General features: G+C 45.4%; 19 protein-coding genes. 10 read left to right on the top strand and 9 right to left on the bottom strand.

All coding sequences use genetic code 11. The features are described 5' to 3' along the window. Positions 1–70: 70 nt before the first annotated feature. The 6 genes from KOE27_RS09240 to KOE27_RS09215 form a co-directional block, all read right to left on the bottom strand. On the bottom strand, positions 71–3,325 hold the full coding sequence (locus KOE27_RS09240) for an efflux RND transporter permease subunit (protein ID WP_215238606.1): 3,255 nt from the start codon (positions 3,323–3,325) through the stop codon (positions 71–73). A gap of 125 nt (positions 3,326–3,450) precedes the next feature. After that, entirely contained in the window at positions 3,451–4,836 is a 1,386-nt protein-coding gene (locus KOE27_RS09235) for a TolC family protein (protein WP_215238605.1), read from the bottom strand. A gap of 158 nt (positions 4,837–4,994) precedes the next feature. Next, positions 4,995–5,909, bottom strand: a complete 915-nt coding sequence (locus KOE27_RS09230; RefSeq protein WP_215238604.1) for a helix-turn-helix domain-containing protein — start codon at positions 5,907–5,909, stop codon at positions 4,995–4,997. 378 nt (positions 5,910–6,287) lie between these two features. After that, complete coding sequence (locus tag KOE27_RS09225) at positions 6,288–6,704, bottom strand: hypothetical protein (protein WP_215238603.1); 417 nt, start codon at positions 6,702–6,704, stop codon at positions 6,288–6,290. Between the two features lie 267 nt (positions 6,705–6,971). After that, a complete protein-coding gene (locus tag KOE27_RS09220; RefSeq protein ID WP_215238602.1) occupies positions 6,972–7,853 on the bottom strand; it encodes a bestrophin family protein in 882 nt (293 codons plus the stop codon). After that, entirely contained in the window at positions 7,850–8,437 is a 588-nt protein-coding gene (locus tag KOE27_RS09215; protein WP_215238601.1) for a 3'-5' exonuclease, read from the bottom strand. Before KOE27_RS09215 ends, KOE27_RS09220 begins: the two co-directional genes overlap by 4 nt. A 125-nt stretch (positions 8,438–8,562) precedes the next feature. Here KOE27_RS09215 and nspC point away from each other — a divergent pair, with 125 nt between their 5' ends. After that, a complete protein-coding gene (gene nspC / locus KOE27_RS09210; RefSeq protein WP_215238600.1) occupies positions 8,563–9,720 on the top strand; it encodes a carboxynorspermidine decarboxylase in 1,158 nt (385 codons plus the stop codon). 108 nt (positions 9,721–9,828) lie between these two features. Here nspC and KOE27_RS09205 read toward each other — a convergent pair whose 3' ends face one another. Continuing rightward, entirely contained in the window at positions 9,829–10,716 is an 888-nt protein-coding gene (locus KOE27_RS09205; RefSeq protein WP_215238599.1) for a PIG-L deacetylase family protein, read from the bottom strand. Positions 10,717–11,205: 489 nt separating this feature from the next. Between KOE27_RS09205 and KOE27_RS09200 the strand changes: the two genes are divergently transcribed. From KOE27_RS09200 to KOE27_RS09180, 5 genes are all read left to right on the top strand, one after another. After that, positions 11,206–12,852, top strand: coding sequence for a CTP synthase (locus KOE27_RS09200; protein WP_215238598.1), 1,647 nt, complete (start codon positions 11,206–11,208; stop codon positions 12,850–12,852). 99 nt (positions 12,853–12,951) lie between these two features. Continuing rightward, positions 12,952–14,772 (top strand): membrane protein insertase YidC, encoded by a 1,821-nt coding sequence (gene yidC / locus KOE27_RS09195; RefSeq protein WP_215238597.1) that lies wholly within the window; start codon positions 12,952–12,954, stop codon positions 14,770–14,772. Positions 14,773–14,884: 112 nt separating this feature from the next. After that, positions 14,885–16,600 carry an ABC transporter substrate-binding protein gene (locus KOE27_RS09190; RefSeq protein ID WP_215238596.1) on the top strand — a complete coding sequence of 572 codons (1,716 nt, stop codon included), beginning with the start codon at positions 14,885–14,887 and terminating at the stop codon, positions 16,598–16,600. Positions 16,601–16,624: 24 nt separating this feature from the next. Beyond that, the gene (gene hemL, locus KOE27_RS09185) at positions 16,625–17,917 is read left to right on the top strand and encodes a glutamate-1-semialdehyde 2,1-aminomutase (protein WP_215238595.1); all 1,293 of its coding nucleotides are present in this window, start codon (positions 16,625–16,627) and stop codon (positions 17,915–17,917) included. A 16-nt stretch (positions 17,918–17,933) separates the two neighbouring features. Beyond that, positions 17,934–18,944 (top strand): glycosyltransferase, encoded by a 1,011-nt coding sequence (locus KOE27_RS09180; RefSeq protein WP_215238594.1) that lies wholly within the window; start codon positions 17,934–17,936, stop codon positions 18,942–18,944. Between the two features lie 28 nt (positions 18,945–18,972). On the opposite strand, the gene KOE27_RS09175 is transcribed toward KOE27_RS09180, so the two are convergent. Next, positions 18,973–19,746, bottom strand: a complete 774-nt coding sequence (locus tag KOE27_RS09175; RefSeq protein ID WP_215238593.1) for a class I SAM-dependent methyltransferase — start codon at positions 19,744–19,746, stop codon at positions 18,973–18,975. A gap of 60 nt (positions 19,747–19,806) precedes the next feature. On the opposite strand from KOE27_RS09175, the gene KOE27_RS09170 reads away from it, so the two are divergent. Next, positions 19,807–20,184 (top strand): hypothetical protein, encoded by a 378-nt coding sequence (locus KOE27_RS09170; RefSeq protein WP_215238592.1) that lies wholly within the window; start codon positions 19,807–19,809, stop codon positions 20,182–20,184. A 45-nt stretch (positions 20,185–20,229) separates the two neighbouring features. Here KOE27_RS09170 and KOE27_RS09165 read toward each other — a convergent pair whose 3' ends face one another. Next, positions 20,230–20,382 (bottom strand): hypothetical protein, encoded by a 153-nt coding sequence (locus tag KOE27_RS09165; RefSeq protein ID WP_215238591.1) that lies wholly within the window; start codon positions 20,380–20,382, stop codon positions 20,230–20,232. 239 nt (positions 20,383–20,621) lie between these two features. On the opposite strand from KOE27_RS09165, the gene hisS reads away from it, so the two are divergent. The 3 genes from hisS to hisD all read left to right on the top strand — a co-directional run bounded on the left by hisS (position 20,622) and on the right by hisD (position 24,233). Next, positions 20,622–21,980, top strand: a complete 1,359-nt coding sequence (gene hisS, locus KOE27_RS09160) for a histidine--tRNA ligase (protein ID WP_215238590.1) — start codon at positions 20,622–20,624, stop codon at positions 21,978–21,980. A 72-nt stretch (positions 21,981–22,052) separates the two neighbouring features. Continuing rightward, positions 22,053–22,913 (top strand): ATP phosphoribosyltransferase, encoded by an 861-nt coding sequence (gene hisG, locus KOE27_RS09155; RefSeq protein WP_215238589.1) that lies wholly within the window; start codon positions 22,053–22,055, stop codon positions 22,911–22,913. 51 nt (positions 22,914–22,964) lie between these two features. Then, the gene (hisD, locus tag KOE27_RS09150) at positions 22,965–24,233 is read left to right on the top strand and encodes a histidinol dehydrogenase (RefSeq protein ID WP_215238588.1); all 1,269 of its coding nucleotides are present in this window, start codon (positions 22,965–22,967) and stop codon (positions 24,231–24,233) included. Positions 24,234–24,268 lie beyond the last annotated feature (35 nt).

The following is a 24,268-nucleotide window of genomic DNA, read 5'->3' as shown; positions in this document are numbered from 1 at the left end:
AGATGGTTGGCTGTTTGTGCTTTCGCATCAATTTATATATCATTCAAAGATCTGAGTTCTTCAGCCGAACTCAAATCTCAACATAAAATCTGCTTTCTTTATCCTCAGGATCGAGAGAGATACTCTGCGTACTGGCCTTAGCCTGTCCCCATGCAAATACGAGCGGAAGAATGAACAAGGCTGCAAAAGTGGATGCAACTAATCCGCCAATTACGGCACGGCCAAGCGGAGAAGACTGATCCCCTGCCTCGCCTAATCCGCTGGCCATGGGTACCATCCCCACCACCATAGCCACAGCTGTCATTACGATGGGCCGCAGTCTGAGTGATGCTGATTCTTTTGCAGCTACCACCGCATTACCGCTCAGAACGCGAAGCTGCTCCGCATTGGTGATCAACAAAACGGCGTTGGAAATGGATACCCCCACAGACATTATAATACCCATATAGGACTGAAGATTGAGTGTGGAGCCTGTCAGCATGAGCAGGGACAGTGATCCCAGTATTACAGCGGGAACTGTAGCAAGCACTATGGCCGAAACTTTAAACGACTGAAAGTTAGCAGCAAGCATTAAAAATATGACTACAATAGCCACAATTAAGCCGTTTTGTAAACTGTCCAGCGTATCCGTGAGCGTTTGGCTAAGGCCAATTAACTCCACGTTTAATCCGCGGGGTATCTCTCCCAGAGAAGCTATCGCCTGTTGTACCTCGGCTTTGGCCGTTCCCAGATCTATATTATTGAGATTGGCCGTTACAGACAAAACCGGCAGGGCTCCAAGGTTATCATTTTCGCCATAGGTAGTATCCGGTGTTATGGTTGCCACATCCCTCAGTACCGGCCTGGTAGCATTTTTCAGCAGCGGTATTTCCCCGATGTCATTGATACTGGTCATTTTGTTTTCGGGTACCTGTACCTGCACGCCGTAGCTATATCCGGCTTTTTCATCCACCCAAATGTTTTTATCGGTGTAGCGGGACGAGGAAGTAGAGGTAATCAGAGACCTTGTGACATCTGTCATATCCACTCCCAATTGAGCAGCCCTGATCCGGTCGACTTCAATTTTGATGGCCGGATACTTGTTAGACTGCCCCAGTTGTACGTCTCGGAGGTACGAAATCTCTTTGAGTTTGGCTATAATCTTTGCGGCATATTCTTCATTCAGCTTTTTATTTCTGCCGGACATCCGCACCTCAATCGGCGTGGGTGATCCCTGGCTCAATACTTTGTCGGATAGTTCAATCGGTTCAAAGGATAAGGCAAGATCGGGTATTTCTTCACCTATTTTTTTGCGGATTTTTTCTTTCAGTTCATCCATATTAATATGATAACCCTCGGTAAGAGCCACCTGGATAACGGCTTCCTGAGGACCTGACATCCACAGGTATATGGGGCTGATTGAGAAAAGGCCCGGATGCTGTCCCACATAAGCGGAGGTGACAGATACATGCTCTTTTCCGAGGATCTGTTTGATCACCTCCAGGGTTTTCAGGGTTTTTTGTTCCGTGATTTCTATGCGGGTACCTTCTTCTGCTCTGAGCCGGACCTGAAATTGCCCGCCATTCACTTTCGGAAGTACATCTTTACCAATTTTATTAAGCATAAACCCTGCCAGCAGCGTTGTAACCACCAGATAAAGAACGACGATCGGTTTTCTGAAAGGCATCGTTCTTTCAATAAAGCGGTTAAACCGGGCACGAATCCGTTCAAAAACACTGATCTTCCCGTCGCCGTTACTGTCCATGCGTTCCGCAAGCATTGCTTTTTGTACACTGCTATTGGGACTCAGGTGCGCATTTGCAAACTCCTCCGAGTCTGTCATGTCAGTTCCGTCCGTTTTTTTATGATGTTTTACCTTCATAAGCCAGTTGGCCAGCACAGGAACAAATGTCTGTGCGAGGAAGTAGGAAACGATCATGCTGAAACCAATGGATAAGGCCAGCGGAAGGAAAAGAGAACCAGGGATGCCACCCATTGTGAATGCAGGCGCAAACACTGCCAGGATGCAAAAAAGGATTAGTAATTTGGGAAAGGCAATTTCCTTACAAGCTTCCCAGATGGCCAGCGCTTTGGGTTTTCCCATATCAAAATGCTGGTGTATGTTCTCGATTGTAACAGTACTTTCATCCACAAGTATACCAATGGCCAATGCTAATCCGCTGAGCGTCATGATATTGATTGTTTGGCCGAAGAGACTGAGGAACAAAACTCCGGCAATGACCGAAGTCGGAATCGTCAGGATAACAATCAGTGCGCCACGGGCATCACCCAGAAAAAGTAATACCATAAGGCCCGTAAGAATGGCCCCGATCGCACCTTCTGTCAGAAGGCTTTTGACAGAATTCATTACATAGGTGGACTGGTCAAATTCATAGCTTACTTTCACGTCCTCGGGTAAGTTGCTCTGTATTTTAGGAAGAGCTTTTTTCAGGTTTTGAACTACTTCCCAGGTGGATGCATCGGCACCCTTGGCGATGCTCAGGTAAACAGACCTTTTCCCATTTACGAGGGCATAACCGGCTGTTACATCGGCACCATCCTCAACGGTGGCAACGTCCCTGAGGTACAAGTTCTGAACGCCACCTTTGAACAGGGGGATATTTTCAAAATCCTTGATGTTCCGGATGGTGGTGTTAGTGGGTGTGATGTAATTTTTCTCGCCAATCCGGACGTTTCCTGACGGGGCGGTCTGGTTGTTCAGGCGCAGCGCCTCCACCAGCTGGTCGGGGGTCATATTGTGTGAGCGGAGTAATTCCGGGTCTGCCTTCACTACCACCGTCCTGACGTTTCCTCCAAACGGCGGGGCTGACACAAGCCCCGGAATGGCCGTAAATCCAGAGCGGACATAAACATTAGCCAGGTCCAGCAGTTCGTTATTTGTTCTTTTATCACTTGTCAGTACCAACTGGCCAACGGGTAGCGTGGACGCATCAAAACGGATAATAAACGGTGGGTTGGAGCCTGGCGGAAACACGGCCTGGATCCTGTTGGTGAAAGAGCTCAGCTCGGCAGAAGCCTGGGCCATGTTGGTGCCAGGGTAGAAATTGATCTTCATCAACGTAAGCCCCTGTACATTTTTGGTTTCAATATTTTTAATACCATTTACATACAGCAGAATGTTAATGTACTGTTTGCCAAAAAAGGTTTCCATCTGGGTGGGAGTATATCCTCCAAAAGGGTGTGCAATGTACATCACGGGTAGGTCAAGCTTGGGGAAGATATCTACCTTGATATTCCTGATGGCGTTGATACCAAAAAACAAAAGGCCAGCTACGATTACCATGATGGTAATGGGTTTGCGTAGGGCGAAACGAATCAAATCCATGTGCAGATGGTTTTTTAAATGATACACCAGAACACGCTGTGGCCGGGGCAGATAGCCGGTTGACAAAGTGTTGAGTATCCTGTTATTACGGGATCGGGCGCTTGAAGGGCCCTAGCCGGCACTCATTATAAATTCATAAATAATCCAAAGTCTCCTTCCGCTGCTGCTTTTAATAACAGCGCCTGCCACACGTTGCTATAAGCGATATCCCGGTCTGTTTCAGCGCGGTTGAGCGCATACAGGGCTTGGGTAATATCCACGATGTTACTCAAGCCGTTTTTATATAAAACGCTCTTTTGCAGATAGGCGTCCGAAGCGGCTTTCATCTGCGTGGGTACTTCATTATAATTATCCAGCGCATTTTTTATCTTCTTTTCAGCAAGAGCCGACTGGTTGCTCAGTTGCTGGCTGAGCAGGTCATACTCGTTTTGCAGAGCAGCCGAAATATACTTTTGCGACCGCACCTGTTCCCTCACCCGTAATACGGAGGTCATGTTCCAAACCATTCCGATGCCCAGCAAATAATTGGCCCTTACCGGATTGATACCATCCAGATAGGAGTGATTGTAGGCCGACTGGTCTACTGCATAATTGGAACTGAATCCGGAACCACGTCCCTGAAATACCCCGAAAAGTGAAAGCGTGGGATAACTCAGCGTTTGGAAGTACCTTGCCTGCTGATCGCTCACATGCACCCGATTGGTATAATAATTCAAAAGGGGATGCCCTACAGCTGTTTTTGCAGGGGTTATTGCATCCGGAATCTTCGTGACGAAGGAAGTATCCAGTTGAAAAGCTTTGTCGCCAATGCCCATGAGTGTTGAAAGCCGGTTGCTTTGTTCCTGCTCAAAATCCCGCGCCCTGGTAACCGCGATTCTGGCATTGGATACTTCGGCATTGGCAAGGGAAGAATCCACCCCCGGGATCAGCCCGTTTTTCGCCCTTGTAATCACCACAGTCCGGAGAGAAGTGGCTCGCTCCAGGTTTTTTTCCCACGAATGCGTGAGCCGCTGAGCGGCTATCAGATTGAGATAGGCCCCTGCCACCCGTATTTTATGCTGAAACAATTCCTGTTCCAGATCACTTTCATCCCTTGCAACCGCGGTCTGCGCTACCTTAATGCGTTCCCTGGCCCTGCCAAACGCAAAAAAGTCCCAGTTGACATTAGTAAGATAGAGCGAACCAAACGCCGAATTCCAGTTTTGACTGGGTAAGGGCAGTCCTGAGGACGCTACGGACAAGCCAAGCCCATATAAGGGTCCATTCTGGCCATTAACGGTTCCGTAATCCTGCTGCAAGGATAAGTTAAAATTAGGCAGATACTCCTTATGGCTGTGATTGACAATGGATTGTGAGGATTTGAGCAGATTGTTTTTAGCTTTTATGGTGCCATAATTTGCAAGAGCCGTTTCTATGGCTTCTCGCAGCGGAAGAATTTGTGCGGATGCTCCGTTTGCGCCGGTCAGTATTCCTAGGAATAGCAACAGCCGGAGAGTACCTTTTTTTGACATACTGATGATTCGGTTTTAAAAGCATTCATAATTGGATAGTACCTTATACCAAATGATGAATGAGCGGACTACAAAGGTTTTAATCCAGGACAAAGTTAAACACCGTTTATTTTTGAAACTCTATTGTTTTCAAACAATAAATTATAAAATTCAAACAATCATTGCCTATCCGCATGCCTGAAGTACTTCGGAGTAACTCCAAGTTGCTTCTTAAAAAGGTTGTTGAAGTATGCCGAGTACTCAAAACCCAGACAAAAAGCAATTTCGGACACACTCCAGTTGGAGTGGCGAAGCATCACCTGAGCCTGCACAATCACCCTGTCGATGATATGCTCGGTGGTTGTTTTACCGGTAGCTTCTTTTAATGCACGGTTCAGGTGATTTACATGAATCCCTAGTCTGGTAGCATAATCCCTTGCCGTTTTCAGCTGGAGTTTATGTTCTGGGGAATCAATGGGAAACTGCCTTTCCAAAAGTTCCAGAAACAGGTTGGATATCCGCAGCGAGCCGTTGGTCATGGATTCATAATGAACCGAAGGCTGCATTTTCATAGCTTCGTGGGCAACCACATTTACATAGTTGCGCATGAGGTCATATTTATGGATGTAACTGGATTCGATCTCATGGTGCATTTTTGCAAAAATGGAAAGCAAATGGGTTTCCTGTTCCTTATTAATGAAATAAACAGGAATGGTGTCAGGCCGAAGTATAGGGCAGTCGGTCACCGTTTTGGAGCGCGCCATTCCATTGAGGAACTCATCGGTAAAAAGGCAGAAAAAACCATCCTGATTTTTAGAAACCGATTCCCAGGAATAGGGTACATTCTTGTTGAAGAAGATCAGCGCATTCTGGTTGATATCTATTTCCTGGTTCCCATAGAAAAGCTTACCTTTTCCCAGAATGAGAGAAATCTTGTAGAAGTCGCGTCGGCTGTAGGAATTGTATCGATTACAGAAGACTCTGGAAAACACATTGAAATGACCCTGATCTTTATGAGGATGCTCGGGGACGGTCAAACCTTTGGCCGCTGGATGGGTTCGGTAAAAGTCTTCTATCGTTTCACTGGGTATCATTTTATGAAATTATGAAATTCAAATATCGACGACAAGCAGAACCAATTAAAAATTGGTTAAATCACCAGTCCTAACCGATTTTTTTGTCTCGTTCTGTCTTTAATAATCTTTTTGCATTGGAAAATGCAAAAGCCAGTACCGGGAAGGTACTGGCTTGCTTTTCAATAAGTAATCACTGACTGTACAGCTCGGACGTTTAAGCTGTGCTGCATAACAACTTGTCAGCTAGATGCGATTTTCGTTTGCTGTTCGGATGTACCTGGCGGTTTGGAGCCGTGCCAGTATGACAATATCCTTCTGAAGTGGGTACTTTGGGTAAGCCAGTGCATCAAAAAAGCCGGTACAAAATGTGCCGGCTTTTTTGAATTCATCTACAATCTAGTCAATTGTCGGATAGGTAGTCGAATCCGTGGTACTTCTGTAAGTGGCCAGTTCGGAATTTCCTTTTTTCTCCGCTATATGAGACGTTTTGTAATTACGTACGGAAGTCAAAGGGTTAATATTGAACGGTTCCGGCTCAAACGATTTTGTAACTACAAGCGTACTAGGACGTGGAGCGTATTTGGGCGTTGTACTCACGTACCTGTTATTTTGCTGTTTGCTGTAACGCTCTGCTGTACTGATGCTTGATACTCGTATGGTTGTACCCTCACCCTGTGCTTTTGCCTGAGCAGCTTTGTTCGGGTGCTTATAATTGTGGGTAGAAATACCGGGATCAACTTTTGACTGGGCGGAGGCAGAAATAGCCAGACCAACAGAAAGAAGAATAGCGGATATGAATGCTCGTTTATGCATGATTTTAGATCGTTTATCAGTTAATAAATTAACCTGCGTACCTAGGGGTACTATGCAATAAACAAATATTTTTTTAAGATGTCTAATCGTACAAAATGCCCAAAAAAGGTGATTTTATTGAAAATATGGTTAAATTTTACATGTTTCATGACGTAAAAATGAAAATTTTCAAAAATCAGGATTCATTTTGTATCCTGATTAAATGATAAATTCAGCATTTTTAGAAAGTGAGGTGAAATGCAGGTGTCCGTATTTTTTTAAAAAAAATTATAAGATCAGCGTTTTGGCTGATGAACGGATACCCGCACAGATTCTTTCGATAGGTAAGTCGTTAGAATCTTCTCCGAAAGGATCCTCAATTTCTTCCGCAATGACTTCAAGGCTTGCCAGGATGTAAAACACAAACATTACAAACGGGATCACCAGAAAATGCAGGCTGAACACATAACCAATGGGCAGGGTGAGGCAGTATATGAAGATGAATTTTTTGATGAATGAACTGTAAGACAATGGGATAGGGGTATTTTTGATGCGTTCGCATGCACCGCAGATGTCGGTAAAGGATGCCAGGTCATTGTTTAATACCAACAGATGCTCGGGAAGAAGGATTCCTCTTTTTTGTAATTCAGTGGCGCGCAGATATATGGCGCTGGCGATTTGATTGGGAATGTGTTCCGAAGGTATCAGGGCGCTTTTCTTAAAGAGCGGTGAATCTTCAAATTCTTCTGCTACGTATTTGCCTCTCAGATGATTCTTAAGTGCATAGGCGTAATTAGGAATCATTTTCTTAAAAAAATAGCGTTCTTCTTCATATTCTCCCGCCAGTAGCGCGTTTATTTTAATAGCCAGATTACGGCTTGTATTCATCAGCGCACCCCATTGCTTGCGGCCTTCCCACCAGCGGTCGTAGGCAGTATTGGTACGGAACACCAGCAACATGGATATCACAAAACCGAGCAGCGAATGCATCAGTGAAATATTTTTCAGATCGGTGTTTTCACCGATGCGAAGGTAAATCAGTATCAGGTAAGCAAGTGCCGCCGTATAAATACCTATGGCTACAATAAGCGGCGACAGTTTTCTGACGGTATCTCCTTTCTGAAAATAGAAGATATATTTGATCCAGTCTTTGGGATTATAGTCGATCATACCAGTGTAACCTTGTCGATAAGTTTGAAGAATTCCTTGAAACATCTGGCAGTTAGCTGTGCATCTTCCAGGGCGTTATGGGTTTCGCTTTCTCTCTCAAAACCGAAGTATTGTGCCACTGAACCCAGGCTCAGCGAACGCGGTACTTGTTTACCATTTTTTTCCATGATCTGGAAAAACAGGTAGGAAATCGTGTGCAGGTCGATCATCTTATTGGAAAAGGGCCATTTCATTTTCTCGTTACGGTATGCAAACCTCAGAAAATTGATGTCGTTAATTACACTTTGCCCACAGAGAATAATGTTCGAGAGATTAGGGCGGTTCGCATTCAGCTTTTTCATCCATTTTTCAAACTCCGGAATTACATCATAAATCATGGGTGCATCTTCCAGGTCATCCAGTGAAAGTCCGTGTATTTCTTCGGATTTTACCGAAAAGGCCTCTTCGTTTTCGGGGTAAACATTTTGTAAATAGGTACCCAGGCTGCGCCAGTTGTCATCAAATAGCTCTGCACCGATCTGTATGATTTCATTCCAGCCGGGTTCCGGCCCGGTCATTTCTATATCTAAAACTAAAAAGGCCATACCTGGTGTTGTAAGGAAAATGAATGTAGTGCTAGGCTTTTGGACTTTCAATCGCCTATTTTTGCACGCAAAAATAGAAAACAATACTTTTTAACTGTTTACCAATTTCTGATTTCACGTATAAAATGCCAATAGATTATTCAGATATACCGTCCCCGTGTTTTGTTCTGGAAGAGGAATTACTCCGGAAGAACCTGGAACTGATAGATAGTGTGCAAAAAGCGGCAGGCTGCAAGATCATCCTGGCTTTGAAAGGTTTCTCCATGTACAGTGCTTTTCCTATAGTAAAGGAGTATCTGCATGGTGCCACGGCCAGTTCGCTGAACGAGATCCGCCTGATCAACGATTTTATGGGGTATCAGGCGCATACCTACATCCCGGCATACCTGGAGAATGAGTTTGAGGAGGTACTCAGCAGAAGCAGCCATATTACATTCAATACCCTCAGCCAATGGGAGCGTTTCAAGGATCGGGTGGCAATTTACAGGAAAAGCAACCCTCTGCAGGAATTATCCTGTGGGATAAGGGTTAACCCGCAATATTCGGAAGTGAGTACTGAAATGTACAATCCTTGTGTACCTGGTTCCCGTTTGGGGGTAACCCGCGATAAACTTCCCGACCTGCTTCCGGAGGGTATTGAGGGGATTCACTTTCACACTTTGTGCGAGAATGATTCTTATACCCTGGAAAGAACGCTGGCTGCCGTGGAAGAACGTTTTGGCGATTTGCTTCATCAGGCCAGATGGCTGAATATGGGTGGAGGACACTTGATGACCAGAGAAGGGTACGATACATCGAAGCTAATTGATTTAGTTAGCACGATCCGTGAGAAATACAATCTGGAAGTTATACTTGAACCAGGTTCGGCCATCGCTTGGCGGACAGGCGAACTTGTAACCACCGTACTGGACGTGATGGACAGCCAGGGGATTGAGGTTGCTGTGCTGGATACTTCTTTTGCTGCACACATGCCCGACACGCTGGAAATGCCTTACAAGCCGGTAATTAAGGGTGCTTATCAGGAGCCTGTTGAAGGAAAATATACCTGCCGTATGGGCGGGATGACGTGTCTTGCAGGAGACTTTATGGGGGATTATTCTTTCGATAAGCCTCTTGAGGTGGGTGATAAAATCATATTTGAGGACATGATTCACTATACTATGGTGAAGACTACTACTTTTAACGGCGTTAATTTGCCTTCCATTGGATTGTGGACGAAGGACCAAAAATTCAGGCTGATACGGAGCTTCGGCTACGAGTCTTTCAAAGACAGGTTATCGTAGTTAACCTGATGGCCTTTCAGCTGTTGACCTAAAACAGAGGCCCTTCCGTGGTTAAGATACCTGGAACGGGCCTCTGTTCTGTTTAAAAGAATTGGGGTTATATGGCCGTCAGCGGATCATCGGAAAGAGCCTGCGTACATCCTGCTCCGAAGGCTGTTTGCCGTACTCGCAAATCTCAAAGACTTCCACCTGTTTCACCGTTTCGGCTCTTTGCTTTCCATACCATTTTTCAAGGGAAAGTTTGATTTCCGGATTTACCGCGGATCGTTTTTCCATTGCCGTCAGCAGCCATTTTTTTCTTTCAGCCAGGTCTTTAGGAACATTTTGCAAATCCTGGCTGGTCCAGGGAAGCCACTCATAAAATTGGGAAACGTGTGCATCAAGCCCATCCACTTTTTTAGCAAGTATCTCCGTTATATCAATCGCTATATCCGGACGAAAGGGATTGGGCCGCTGGAAACGGTCTCTGAAATACAAAAAAACAGGGTTTTTTGTGAGCGGAGGAACACTGCTAAGAATATTGGGTACAATCACAAGGTAAGCGGCATCCTGTACAAGCACACCTGTATTACGGTGGTCGGGGTGGTAGTCATTTGTCCGTGGTGCTATTACAATATCCGCATGCCATTCTCTGATAAGCTTAATCACCTTCATCCGGTTTTCGAGCGTTGGCAATAGTTCCCCATCATGATTGTCTAGTACCTCATATTGGATACCCCAGCGTCTGCCTGCCTCTTTCGCTTCGTTGTAACGGCGCCTGGCAAGTTCTCCGCCGCCCATGTCCTGGTGCCCCATATCACCATTGGTAAGGGAGACAAATTTAACCTGATGGCCAAGCTGTGCATACATGTAGGCAATTCCTCCCGCACCCAGGTCGCAGTCGTCAGGATGTGCGCCAAATACAATTACTCTGATCGTATTTTCATTGCACCGGGTACCTGCGCAAAGGGGTAAAATTAGTATTGTAAAGTAAAAGGAAAGCAGTAAATTTCTCATTGCTTATACTGATTTAGCTGTAAAATTGAATAGTAATAATGCATTGTTTAAGCCTGGGTGATTAACGGTGCACTACCCCGGGCTGCTGTTTTTCGGTCCCCTGAAAAGTAAGCTGGGATACTCCGTAAAACAGGCGGCGAGGCGTTTTGGAAGGAGACTTTTGTTTCATGGTCAGGATTTATGAAAAATATTCGTTTAAGATTTGGAAGATTGCGAAAATACCAATTTAGGCTTTATAAAAAAGGATAACCGGTTATAGCCGTTGCTTTTATTGGTATAATATTGTTTTTGCCAAAAGTTTATTCGGCCGGGGTGTTTTTCCCGTGAAAATGAGGTTGTCGTTGCTGCAAAGTTTTTTTACAGATATAACCTGCAAGAATAGCAACAGGTTAGCAACACGGGCTAAATTTTTTGGGCCGGGAGTGAAAGGAAAGACCATATTAATCTGTACCTTTGTATCCCGTAATCCAAGAAAAAAAGCAACGTCTCATGGCTTCCAAAGCACTAAAGACCGCTAAGTACATTTTCGTTACGGGCGGTGTTACATCTTCACTCGGCAAAGGAATCATTGCCTCATCACTAGCTAAATTGCTGCAGGCCAGAGGCCTTTCAGTTACGATCCAAAAATTCGATCCCTACCTCAATATTGATCCGGGTACCATGAATCCTTACGAGCACGGTGAGTGTTACGTAACAGATGATGGTGCAGAAACCGACCTGGATCTTGGGCATTACGAGCGCTTTCTCAACGTCAGGACATCACAGGCTAACAATGTGACAACCGGCAGGATTTACCATAATGTGATCACTGCAGAACGACGCGGAGATTTTCTTGGTAAAACAGTGCAGGTCGTTCCGCATATTACGGACGAACTCAAACGTAACATGCTATTGTTGGGCCAGACCGGCGACTATGATATCGTGATTACTGAAATCGGGGGCTGTGTAGGGGATATCGAATCATTGCCTTTTCTGGAAGCGGTGCGTCAGATCAAGTTTGAACTTGAGGAAAAGGACACGCTGGTGATTCACCTCACGCTGATTCCTTATCTTAACTCGGCTGGTGAGCTCAAAACCAAACCAACCCAGCATTCGGTACGTATGCTTCAGGAGTCGGGAATTCAGCCTGATATCTTGGTGTGCCGCTCTGAACATCCGCTTCCGCACGATCTTCGCCGTAAAATTGCACTTTTTTGTAACGTTCAGGTCAATTCCGTTATAGAGGCCATGGACGCAGATACCATTTACGCCGTGCCGCTCCTGATGCTCAGAGAACGTCTTGACCAGAGGGCGCTTTATATGCTTGATATCTATAATGATAAAGACGTAGACCTGGATACCTGGAAAACGTTTCTGTCAAGATTGAAAAATCCGGTAGATTCTATCCGTATTGGCCTGGTGGGTAAATATGTGGAGCTGCACGATGCTTATAAATCCATTATTGAATCTTTCATACACGCGGGCGCCGCCAATGAATGCAAAGTCAATATTGAGTGGATACACTCCGAAACGCTTACCCCGGAAAACGCGGTTGAAAAACTGGTTGACCTGGATGGTGTGCTGGTAGCTCCAGGGTTTGGCGAAAGAGGTACCGACGGTAAAATTGCTGCTATTCAATACGTTCGTGAGAATAATATACCGTTTTTCGGTATCTGTCTGGGTATGCAGATGGCCGTGATTGAATACGCCAGAAACGTGATTGGCTGGGAGGGTGCACACTCTGTTGAAATGGATCGTACGACCGAGTATCCCGTGATTCACCTGATGGAAGATCAGAAAGATATTTCCAATAAAGGGGGAACCATGCGTCTTGGCGCCTATCCGTGCAAGCTGAAAAAGGATTCGCTCGCCCATAAAATCTATGGAAAAGTAAATATCAGTGAGCGTCACCGTCACCGTTATGAGTTCAACAGCAAATATCTGAAGGATTTTGAAGAAAAAGGTTTGCTGGCCACAGGTATTAATCCTGACAATCAGCTGGTTGAAATGATGGAATTGCCAAATCATCCTTTCTACATCGGCGTTCAGTTTCACCCCGAACTGAAAAGTACCGTCATGAATCCGCATCCGCTTTTTGTCAATTTTGTGAAAGCGGCGCTTACCTATTCACTGGAGAAGAGGGCAGTTGTGTCCTGATTTCTGACCAATCATCATGTTTAAAGACCTAATCGGGAAAAACTTATTACCTTTGCGCTCCCGATGAAGGGTCTGTTATTTCAATAATTAAAGTTTAGAATGGATAAAAATTTTGTAATCGGCTTGGTATTAATCATGCTAATGCTGATAGGCTACCAGATTTTGGTTCCTCAACCGGAAGAACCAGCCAAGGTGGAACAAGTTGTGAAGAGCACCTCCGCAGCAAATGTGAAAAATACCATAAAGTCCGATACAACAGCAGCCTCACAAGCAATGGGCGACAGTACCCGGCAGACGGTTGCAGCAAAGGATGTGGTGATCGAAACGCAGGATGTAAAAGTTGTGTTTTCAAACCAGGGCGGGGTGATCAAGGAGCTGATGTTGAAAAAATACAAGACCTATGACCAGAAACCGCTTTATCTGATTACCGAGGATCACAATAAATTTTCAATTGAATTCCCTACCAAGACTGGTGATGTGAACCTCACAGAGCTGATGTTTACCACGGATGCGGAGAATAAAACGCTGGCGGAGAAGGATTCGGCTGTAATTACTTACAGGGTTAACCTTAAAAATAATCAGTATGTTGAACAAACCTATGTTGTCCACGGCAGCGGGTATGTGATCGACTACGGTATTAAATCCAACGGTGTGGGACTGGATACCAAATCGGTGGAGTTCAGTTGGGCAAACGATCTGCTGAAACTTGAAAATGACATGCAGAAAAACCGGGAGGTAGTGACGCTTAATTACTACACCCAGGATCTTCAGAGCCTGGCAACAAGTGCAACAGCCAACGAACAGGCGCAGACAACCGAACCTGTAAAATGGTTTACCTTAAAACATAAGTACTTCCTGGCCGGTCTTATTTCGGAAAAATATCCATTTACGAGCCTGGATGTACAGGCAGATGTGAATCCTAATGACAGCGTCATCGTGAAGACCATGCGTGCAAAGGCAGCTATCCCTATGCTGGCCGTTCAGAAAGGAGAGGCAGATTATCAATTCTTCCTCGGGCCTAACGATTACCATATCCTGGATAATGTGAAGGCCGAGAATTTTGACCAGAACGTATATCTGGGATATGCTTTCCTTAAGCCGATCAACAAGTTTTTCCTGGTCCCGCTGTTTAATTTTCTTGAAAAGTTTATCTCCAACTATGGTATTCTGATCATTTGCCTGGTACTGATCGTTAAAATCCTGCTGACACCACTTACCTACAGGTCATACATCAGCATGGCTAAAATGAAGCTGCTTGCCCCTGAACTGGAAGAAATCAAACAGAAAAACGGCGACGATATGGCCAAGCAGCAGCAGGATCAGATGAAGCTGTACCAGCAGGTAGGGGTGAGTCCGTTAAGCGGCTGCGTACCGGTTCTGGCAACCATGCCTATTCTGTTTTCGCTGTTTTTCCTCTTTCCGAATCTCATCGAATTGAGGCAGCAATCCTTTTTGTGGGCTGGAGACTTATCAACTTATGATTCGTTCATTAAACTGCCCTTTAAGGTTCCTTTTTACGGCGATCACGTGAGTTTGTTCACCATCATGATGACGGTTTCAAGTATCGGTTATGCTTATTATAACAACCAGATGACACCGACACAACCGGGGCCTGTTAACATGAAATTCCTGAGTTATGTAATGCCGGTGATGTTCATGTTTGTTCTTAATTCGTTCCCTGCTGGTTTGACATTCTATTATTTCGTTTCCAATGTTGTTACCATTGCCCAGCAATTACTGATCAAACGCTTTGTAAATGAGGATAAGATCAGAAATATTCTGGAAGAGAACCGTAAGAAAAATGCCTCCGGCGAAAAGAAACAAACCAAGTTCCAGAAATACCTGGAAAAGTCGCTTCAGGCCGCTGATGAAGCAAAGAAAAAACAGGCAGAATTAGAGAAACGCTCTAAAAAGAAATAATAAATACCGGATTATCGTATAAATAGGGCAATGTTTCCAAAAGAAACATTGCCCGTTTGCTTTCCGTTTTAGTCCTTTTCGTAATTTGACCGCCCAAATTAACCTGTTACTGATGAGATTTTCTTTTGTAATAATTGTTGTTGCTGCCGTCTTCAGCGGTAGCGTTGTTCTTGCTCAAAAAAAGGACCATTACAACAGCATTTACAATGGTGCCATCACAGACTACAAAGCCGGGAGATATCCTGCCGTGATGACCAAACTTGCCCCGCTGACGAATCTGAGTGCTGCTTCGGTTTACTCCGAATATGCCCATTATTACTATGCGCTGGCTGCCTATCATTCCAAAAGATATAAAGAGAGCCGTCAGATGTTGCTTCAGCTTCTGGGGCGTTACCCCGACTGGAACAAACGTAACGAAGTTTATTATCTGCTTGGGGCCGATCATCTGGCTTCCGGACTTTGGAAAGAAGGGTTTCAGTATTTCGATAAAGTTAAGGACACGTCTTTTTTAAAAGATATCCAGGGGATGAAACAATATTACCTCTCGGATGTTAAGGACTTGGCTACTTTGATTAATATCCAGAAGCAATTTCCGGAGGACAGAGATGTGGCCATGGAGGTGGTGCAGTTTATTGAAAAGTCTCCTGCTTCCACCAAGACCGATTTTTTCTATGCTGAGCAGTTGCAGAAGAAATTTAAAATTACGACTGCCGAAAAGGATGAAGATACCGGAAAAGACAAAAACAAGCCCAGACGGGATTCCCAATGGGAGAAGGGTTATTTCAATGTTTCAGTTCTATTACCTTTCCGGCTCGAAGAGTTTAATACTTCCAAACGCAGGACCAACCAGTTTGCCTACGACTATTACCTGGGACTGTTACAGGCCAGGGAGGTACTTAAGGGAGAGGGCGTAACCGTCAACCTGTCTGTATATGACATCAGTACCGACGAAAAACTGATGAAAAGTATCGTTGAAAATCCTGCCTTCCAGGAATCGGATCTGGTGATCGGGCCGCTTTATGCACCCACTTTTGACATTACTGCTAAGTACGTTTCCAATGCCAGTATGATCATGCTGAACCCACTTTCTACGGATGGAAGCCTTACGAAAGCCGGACCGAATGTTTACCTCGCACACCCTTCCATTAATTCCCAGGTACAGAAAGCGGCCCGCTGGATGAAATCGGCAGGCCCGTCTTTCGCTGCGGCAATTTATTATGGTAATACTTCCAAGGATTCGTCCATGGCCTTTGCGTATGCAAATGAGGTCCGCCAGCATGGCGGAAAGGTGCTGAATATGGCTAAAATTACGGGTGAACGGGAGTCTATGGAAACAAATATTCCTGCTTTCGATACCCAGAAACCTTCACATGTGGCGCTTTTCTCCTCCGTCCCCGGGGCTGGTACGAATCTGATCAGCACGCTGAATGGCAGAAAGCTAACGAACATTCCGGTACTGGCAACAGCCAATAGTTTCAATCTCCGGCAATCTCAGCCAGGGAAGCTGGGCGCACGGTTGTATCTGATCGAAACGGATTATATCGATCGTGAAAAGGATAAGGTAAGAGAATTTCAAAAGGCATTCTGGAATGCCAATAATACCTTTCCGTCGGTATATTCGTATCAGGGGTATGACCAGCTCCTGTTTTTCGGCAGAATGCTCAGTAAGTATAAGGACCAGTTCGCACGCGGCATCCAGAGCAGGAAATATGACAGCGAAATGGAGGACGACTACCTGCTGGGTGGTTTTGATTATACCACTTCCCGCGAAAATCAAATATCTCCTTTGTTAAAATACAACGGGTCCAAATGGGTCCAGATTAAATAATCTTGAGTAAATTTTTGAATGAGTATGAATATCTCAGTGAGTGAAAGCCTGTTCCAAAGGGCACAGCAATATATTCCAGGAGGCGTAAATTCTCCGGTCAGGGCCTTTAGGGCGGTAGGAGGCTCTCCAGTTTTCATAAAGTCGGCCAGGGGTGCACATGTATACGATGAAGATGGCAATGAATACATCGAACTGATCAATTCCTGGGGCCCTATGATCCTGGGCCATGGGCACGAATTGATCCAAAAGGCAGTTTCCGATGCCATCCAAAATTCTTTTTCTTTCGGAGCACCCACGCGCAGAGAGGTTGAAATTGCGGAACTGATTGTTTCCATGGTTCCGTCCGTAGAGAAAATCAGGATGGTCAACTCTGGAACAGAAGCCACGATGTCGGCCATAAGGGTTGCCAGAGGGTATACCGGACGGGATAAGATCATTAAGTTTGAAGGCTGTTATCATGGGCATGGTGATAGTTTCCTGATCGCAGCCGGAAGCGGAGCTGTAACCTTCGGAACGCCGGACAGTCCGGGTGTTACCAAAGGAGTAGCAAACGATACCTTAACGGCCCCTTTTAATAACCTTGATGCGGTTCAGCAGCTGGTGGATGCCAATAAAAATCAGATAGCTGCTCTGATCCTCGAACCCGTTGTTGGAAATATGGGGTGTGTGCTTCCGGCAGAAGGGTTTCTGGCCGGTTTGCGTAAAATATGTGATCAGGAAGGTATTGTACTGATTTTTGATGAGGTAATGACTGGCTTCCGTCTGTCAAAAGGCGGTGCACAGGAAAGATTCGGCATCACACCCGACCTGACAACGCTTGGGAAAATAATCGGTGGAGGTATGCCAGTGGGTGCATACGGAGGGAAAGCTGAGATTATGAATTGTGTGTCGCCACTGGGGCCTGTTTATCAGGCAGGTACGCTGTCCGGTAATCCTATTGCCATGGCTGCCGGGTACACCATGCTGACCTATCTGAACGAACATCCGGAGGTATATACACAGCTGGAAAATTCAGGGAATAAACTGATCAGCGGTTTTTCCCGGTCGCTGGCTAAGCTGGGACTTAATTATACGATCAACCATATCGGTTCCATGTACACCCTGTTCTTTACCGACCAGCCGGTGACGGATTTCCCTTCTGCAAAAACGTCGGATCTTCCGTTATTTGGCAAATATTTCCATGCGATGCTGGACAGAGGGATATATCTTGGACCGTCTCAGTTCGAGAGCATGTTTTTGTCAACGGCATTAACAGATACACATATTGAACAGATCATACAAGCAAACGAGGAGTCTGTCATAGTAGCACTCGGGTAAAATCAAGGTGAATGTCATGCGTAAATATTCCATCATTATACCCGTTTACAACCGTCCCGACGAATTGCAGGATTTGCTGGAATGTTTATGCCGACAAACATTTAAGAACTTTGAAGTTGTCGTCGTAGAGGACGGCTCCCGAATTCTTGCTGATAAAGTGGTACAGTCGTTTTCTGCAAGATTGGATATCCGGTATTACTTCAAAGAAAACGGAGGACAGGGATTTGCCAGAAATCACGGTTTTGAACGTGCCCGTGGTGATTATTTCATTCTTTTTGATTCTGATGCTCTCATTGAAGATCATTACCTGCAAATTGTTGAGGACAAACTAAACAGTACCTATCTGGACCTGTATGGCGGCCCGGATACGGATCACCCTTCATTTTCACCAATCCAGAAGGCGATCAGTTATTCAATGACTTCGCTTTTCACGACTGGCGGAATCAGAGGCAAAAAGAATAATATGGGCGGAACTTTCCATCCCCGTAGCTTCAATATGGGCCTTTCCAGACAAGTTTGGGAAAGAACAGGAGGTTTCCTTACAAGCCGGATGGGGGAGGATATCCTCTTCAGTATTTCAGCCATGAAGCTTGGATTTAAATCTGGCCTGATACCGGAGGCTTTTATATACCACAAGCGCCGGACACGTTTTTCACAATTCTTCCGGCAGCTGAAATTTTTCGGAAGAGCCCGCATTAATATCGCAAGGTATTATCCGGAGGAACTCAAACTAGTGCATACTTTCCCCGTCCTATTTACCCTGGGGGTATGCAGCATTCCATTTTGGTTTTTCATTTTCAAACCATTCTTTTTTGCAGGGCTTCTCTTTCTAGGATTATATATCTTTTTGCTTTTTACGGATGCCTTGCTGAAAACCAGCCGTTTGAAGGTGGCCGCACTCAGTGTCATTGCAGCTTTTGTGCAGCTTTTTGGTTACGGAACGGGTTTTTTGCAGGAGGGATGGAAACGTTTATGGGAAAAAAAATCGCACCGGGAAACCGGCGCGACGATCGAATATCCTTCTTGAGAGGCTTTAAAAGCAATATCTATCAGCGTTAGGCTTTCTGACAAAAATAAACGATCTCCTCTGAGGGCAGTGCATAGCGCAAAACTTCCGCTTGTGAAAGCTCATCCATCACAAACCGGTCTTCGGTAACTACGAAGCCACCTTTTTCCAATTCCTGGCCATAGTTTCTGCCAAAAAGCCTCAGGTGATCGTTTTGCAGGAAATGTATCTCTCTTTCCCGCGGATCTGTGATCGTTGGGTCTTCATAGGTCTTTTCATACTTCATATCCTGCGGTGACTGGATCAGGGCCCATCCGCCCGGTTTCAGAACTCTGTGCAGCTCACTCATGGCTCTGATATAGTCGTCTACATGTTCCATCACGTGATTACAGAAAGCAACATCAAAAGTGTTGGCTTCAAAGGGTATGTCGTGGATATCCATTTTTACTTTTGCCAGCGGAGACTCTATGTCCGCAGTAATGTAATCCAGGTTTTTCATTTTCTCGAACCGGTCGATGAAGCAATACTCAGGGGCCACATGCAGTACCTTAAGATTAGCAGTAAAAAAATTGGTCTTGCGTTTCAGGTAAATACCCATCAGGCGATGGCGTTCGAGCGAAAGGCAGCCAGGGCAAAGTGCATTTTCACGGCTGGAAGTATTACGTCCGTAGGGCAGGAATTTGCGGTAATGGCTGTTGCATACAGGGCATTCCACCTTATTACCCATATAGAATATACTTAAAAAACGAGCTGCCCAATGTCCCACCAGCTGCAGATAAGGACGGGGTATAAAACGCAATACTAAACTAATGATAGCCTTCATGAAGCCTTTTGATTAAAAATTAATAATTTTAGGATCATAATGAGGAAACAAAGTAAATAAATGATCCCAAACATTGATCCAAAGCCGCCAGGGAAAAAGCTGATCAAAAGAATGTCCGCGCGAACCAAATGGATGATCCTGGCCCCTGTAGGGCTGATCATTTTCAGTTTCGGCCTCACCGTTCTCAGCGAAGCCGCACACCAGCGTCGTATTGGCGAGCCAGCCCGTGTTTGGGGGTTGTTGGGCGTTTACAGCCTTGCTCTGATCAATGGCGGGCTTTTTTTGTTCGGCGAAGCCCTGCGCTTCCGTATCCTGACGGATGTCCGCAAGGAAGCGAGGCGAAGCATGCGCCAGCTTCATCAGAAACTCGTCTCAAAGTCCCCCCGCAGAAAATCCAAACCCGACAAGAAAACAAAAAGCCCCACCAAAACAGATTGACAGGGACTTGCTGGATAACATTTATCGTTGCGCGGACAGTGATGATTACTGTTTGTTTGCTTCAAATTGTGCTTTAATAGCCTCAACATCCACGTTCCGAACTTCTGGTTTGCGCAAAAGGTTCTTGATTTTAGCGGTACGATTATTTGCTACTGCTTTATTTCTGCGACCTTTACGTTTTAATTCCGTAACTCCCATTTTAATTTATTGTTTTGTGAAAGAGCCGCAAAATTAAGGATTATTATAGAAATAATGTAGCAGATAGTCATAAATATTACACAAGCTACCTAACTTTGGGGGCTTTTAGAGGTATTTCAATATCACTAGGCCCGTAAAAACGGATATTGAATAGGAAAATGAGGTTTTAATGATCGGTTCTTCTGACGCGTATTCAACGGGTTGAGGCTGATAAACTGTTATTTACATATAGTTTTATAATGAGTAAACCATCTCTTGCCAGGGGAACCCGTGATTTCGGTCCGGAACAAATGGCGAAACGTAATTTTATTTTTGACACAATACGCCGTTATTTTCAGCGATATGGCTTTCTTCCGCTAGAAACACCTGCTTTCGAAAATCTGAGTGTTTTAATGGGAAAATATGGTGAGGAAGGAGATCAGCTTCTTTTTAAGATACTGAATTCCGGAGATTTCAGTAGTAAACTTGAAGAGAAGGACTGGAATGAAGGTTACAAACCCCTTACCTCTAAAATTTCAGAAAAGGGTTTAAGGTATGATCTCACGGTTCCCTTTGCACGTCACGTTGTGATGAACCGGGGAACGCTGGCTATGCCTTTTAAAAGGTATCAGATACAGCCTGTCTGGCGTGCAGACCGCCCGCAGAAAGGTCGTTACCGGGAGTTTTACCAGTGTGACGCAGATGTGGTTGGTACGGATTCGCTGCTTTGTGAAGCTGAAATAGTGCTGCTTCTGCACGACATTCTCCCGGAGCTTGGTATTACTGATTTCACGGTAAAAATTAATAACCGCAAAGTACTGACCGGTATTGCGGATCTTATAGGAGCGCAGGGAATGGAAGGCCCGTTGTGTGTGGCCATTGATAAACTGGATAAAATAGGAAAACAGAAGGTTGAAGAAGAACTGACCGACCGCGGTTTCTCTGAAAACAGTATTACATTGCTGGCACCTGTATTTGATTTGTCGGCGGCTAAGGATCCGTTCCTTGCCCTGAAAAACTGGCTCGGTAGTTCCGAAACGGGTATGCAGGGAGTTGCCGAGCTGGAGGAGGTATGGAATCTGGTGGATAAACTGGGCCTTAAGAATCCTAAAATCGAGCTGGATGTAACACTGGCAAGAGGGCTTTCCTATTATACGGGCGCCATTTTTGAAGTAAAGGCAAATGGCGTTCAGATCGGAAGTATTTCAGGAGGAGGACGTTATGATAATCTCACAGGGACTTTTGGAGTGCCCGGCATTTCCGGTGTAGGTATATCACTCGGAGTCGACAGGATTTATGATGTTTTGGAAGAACTTAATCTTTTTCCGCAGAATCAGACAACGAGTACCAAGGTCATGTTATCCAATTTTGACCGGCAGGCTTTTGAATACGGATTATCGGTTTTGCCAAAGTTAAGGCTGGCGGGTATCAACGCTGAGTTATACCCCGATTCGGTAAAACTGAAAAAGCAGCTTGATTATGCAGATCGTAAGAATATTCCCTATGTAGTGCTGATCGGTTCGGATGAAATGGGTTCGGGATTACTCACTTTGAAAAACATGAAGACAGGTGATCAGGAAAAGTTATCAGTAGACGATATCATTGCCAGAATTGCTTAGAACCAGCCCCATAACAGGTATTAAAATCAAAATGCTTAATGCTCAGCTGCTGAGCCACAAGCCCTTAAATAAATGAGTACTATATTACGAATTGCAATTCAAAAGTCGGGCAGGTTGAGTGAAGACTCGCTGAAGCTCATCAAAGAGTGCGGTATCCGTTTTGACAACGGTGCAGGCAAACTTAAAACCTCAGCCACCAATTTCCCGGCCGAGATATTGTTCCTGCGCGACGATGATATTCCCGGATACGTGGAAGATGGTGTTGCTCATATCGGTATTGTAGGTGAAAATGTTTCAGAAGAGACGCACCGCGATGTTGATACGGTTCATAAACTTGGTTTTTCGAAATGTCGTCTCTCCATAGGCGTACTGAGAGAGCATGACTACAAAGGTGTGCAGGACCTGGAAGGCAAAAGCATTGCCACCACTTATCCGCGTCTGCTGGGAGAATATCTGAAAGCCAATAGCGTGCATGCTAATATCCACGAGATCAGCGGATCAGTGGAAATTGCGCCCAGTATTGGCCTTGCCGATGCGGTCTGTGATATTGTGAGCTCTGGAAGTACACTTTTGAGCAATGGTCTGAAAGAAGTAGAGACAATTTTCAGATCCGAAGCTGTGCTGATCGCCAGCAAACATTTGTCGGAAGGACAGAAGGAACTGATGGATCAGCTGCTTTTCAGGATTAAATCGGTTCAGGTGGCCAAAAACAACAAGTATATCCTGTTGAATTGTCCTCAGGATGCTGTTGACAATATCATCAAATTCCTGCCGGGTATGCGTTCTCCAACGATTTTACCGCTTGCCCAGGAAGGGTGGTGCTCGTTGCATTCGGTTATCAATGAAAATGATTTTTGGGAGAATATAGAAAAAATAAGGCAGGCAGGAGCAGAGGGGATTCTGGTGATCCCAATTGAAAAAATGATTTTGTAGAAGCGAGCCGGGAGCATAGTCCGGTTTGGTTTATTTTTGACATAGATACCAATGAAAATTATTGCTTTTCCAGAACGTGGCCAATGGGCAAATTTGCTGGCAAGACCCGTTCAGGATTCCAGGGAGATTGAGGAAAAAGTGGCGCCGATATTGGCCGACGTAAAAAACAAGGGAGACCAGGCGATTCGTGAACTTGCTTTCAAGTTTGATAAGGTTACCCTGGATTCTCTGGCTTTTCCTGCGGAGGCTATGGAGCGAGCCGCCGACCTGCTTGACGATACCCTGAAAGACGCTATACAGCAGGCTTACCGCAATATACGGACCTTCCACAGCAAGCAGCTGCAGGCGGTTGGAAAAATTGAGACTATGCCTGGTGTAACGTGCTGGCGTAAAAGCGTCGGCATTGAGAAGGTGGGAATTTACATCCCGGGTGGTACTGCTCCACTTTTCAGTACAGTTCTCATGCTGGGTGTCCCAGCGCAGCTTGCAGGCTGCAGAGAAGTGATCCTATGTACGCCATCGGACCATCCGGCTATTCTTTACGCTGCTAAGCTGGTTGGCGTTACTAAAGCATTTCGTATTGGGGGAGCGCAGGCAATTGCTGCCATGGCCTATGGAACAGAAACGGTTCCCAAAGTTTACAAAATATTTGGCCCTGGTAATCAATACGTTACGTCGGCAAAAATGCTGGTCAGCAAGGAAGGCGTGGCGATAGACATGCCAGCGGGCCCGTCAGAAGTGGCTGTTTATGCGGATGATACCGCAGTTCCCTCTTTTGTGGCGGCTGACTTATTGTCGCAGGCCGAACATGGTGCCGACAGCCAGGTACTGCTGGTTTCTACCAGTAAAAAGCTGTTAAGCGCTGTTAACCTGGCTTTGGTCGGGCAAATGGATAGGCTGCCCCGCAAGGACCTCGCCGCCAGGGCGATTGAAAACAGCAAGGCCATTTTGGTGGAATCGGAAACAGATGTTATAGACCTACTGAACGAGTATGCGGCAGAGCATCTGATCCTGAGCGTTGCGAATGCCGAAAAAATATCAGAAAAGATCATCAATGCCGGTTCCATTTTCCTGGGTAATTACACGCCCGAGTCTTGTGGGGATTACGCTTCGGGAACCAACCACACGCTGCCTACCAATGGCCATGCCAGGGCTTACAGCGGCGTTTCGGTCGATAGTTTCGTTAAAAAAATTACGGTTCAGTCCATTACGGTTCAGGGGTTGCGTAACCTGGGGCCGGTGGTGGAAGCTATGGCAGAGGCAGAGTCCCTTGACGCGCATAGAAATGCCGTAAGTATCCGGTTAAAGAGTTTGGAATAATATTTGATATTGAAGAAAAATGTCTTAAATTTGAG

Origin of the sequence: Dyadobacter sp. CECT 9275 (assembly GCF_907164905.1) — a bacterium.
Lineage (GTDB): Bacteria > Bacteroidota > Bacteroidia > Cytophagales > Spirosomataceae > Dyadobacter > Dyadobacter helix.
The sequence above is the reverse complement of the archived record's forward strand: the minus strand, read 5'-3'. Positions and strand labels throughout refer to the sequence as shown.

Bases quoted from the DNA above. Each gene is read 5' to 3' on its own strand.
- hisG (WP_215238589.1), top strand. From the start codon at position 22,053: ATGAGTACTATATTACGAATTGCAATTCAAAAGTCGGGCAGGTTGAGT.
- KOE27_RS09230 (WP_215238604.1), bottom strand. From the start codon at position 5,909: ATGATACCCAGTGAAACGATAGAAGACTTTTACCGAACCCATCCAGCG.
- hisD (WP_215238588.1), top strand. From the start codon at position 22,965: ATGAAAATTATTGCTTTTCCAGAACGTGGCCAATGGGCAAATTTGCTG.
- KOE27_RS09225 (WP_215238603.1), bottom strand. From the start codon at position 6,704: ATGCATAAACGAGCATTCATATCCGCTATTCTTCTTTCTGTTGGTCTG.
- KOE27_RS09200 (WP_215238598.1), top strand. From the start codon at position 11,206: ATGGCTTCCAAAGCACTAAAGACCGCTAAGTACATTTTCGTTACGGGC.
- KOE27_RS09235 (WP_215238605.1), bottom strand. From the start codon at position 4,836: ATGTCAAAAAAAGGTACTCTCCGGCTGTTGCTATTCCTAGGAATACTG.
- KOE27_RS09215 (WP_215238601.1), bottom strand. From the start codon at position 8,437: ATGGCCTTTTTAGTTTTAGATATAGAAATGACCGGGCCGGAACCCGGC.
- KOE27_RS09180 (WP_215238594.1), top strand. From the start codon at position 17,934: ATGCGTAAATATTCCATCATTATACCCGTTTACAACCGTCCCGACGAA.
- hemL (WP_215238595.1), top strand. From the start codon at position 16,625: ATGAATATCTCAGTGAGTGAAAGCCTGTTCCAAAGGGCACAGCAATAT.
- hisS (WP_215238590.1), top strand. From the start codon at position 20,622: ATGAGTAAACCATCTCTTGCCAGGGGAACCCGTGATTTCGGTCCGGAA.
- KOE27_RS09205 (WP_215238599.1), bottom strand. From the start codon at position 10,716: ATGAGAAATTTACTGCTTTCCTTTTACTTTACAATACTAATTTTACCC.
- KOE27_RS09220 (WP_215238602.1), bottom strand. From the start codon at position 7,853: ATGATCGACTATAATCCCAAAGACTGGATCAAATATATCTTCTATTTT.
- KOE27_RS09240 (WP_215238606.1), bottom strand. From the start codon at position 3,325: ATGGATTTGATTCGTTTCGCCCTACGCAAACCCATTACCATCATGGTA.
- yidC (WP_215238597.1), top strand. From the start codon at position 12,952: ATGGATAAAAATTTTGTAATCGGCTTGGTATTAATCATGCTAATGCTG.
- nspC (WP_215238600.1), top strand. From the start codon at position 8,563: ATGCCAATAGATTATTCAGATATACCGTCCCCGTGTTTTGTTCTGGAA.
- KOE27_RS09175 (WP_215238593.1), bottom strand. From the start codon at position 19,746: ATGAAGGCTATCATTAGTTTAGTATTGCGTTTTATACCCCGTCCTTAT.
- KOE27_RS09165 (WP_215238591.1), bottom strand. From the start codon at position 20,382: ATGGGAGTTACGGAATTAAAACGTAAAGGTCGCAGAAATAAAGCAGTA.
- KOE27_RS09170 (WP_215238592.1), top strand. From the start codon at position 19,807: ATGATCCCAAACATTGATCCAAAGCCGCCAGGGAAAAAGCTGATCAAA.
- KOE27_RS09190 (WP_215238596.1), top strand. From the start codon at position 14,885: ATGAGATTTTCTTTTGTAATAATTGTTGTTGCTGCCGTCTTCAGCGGT.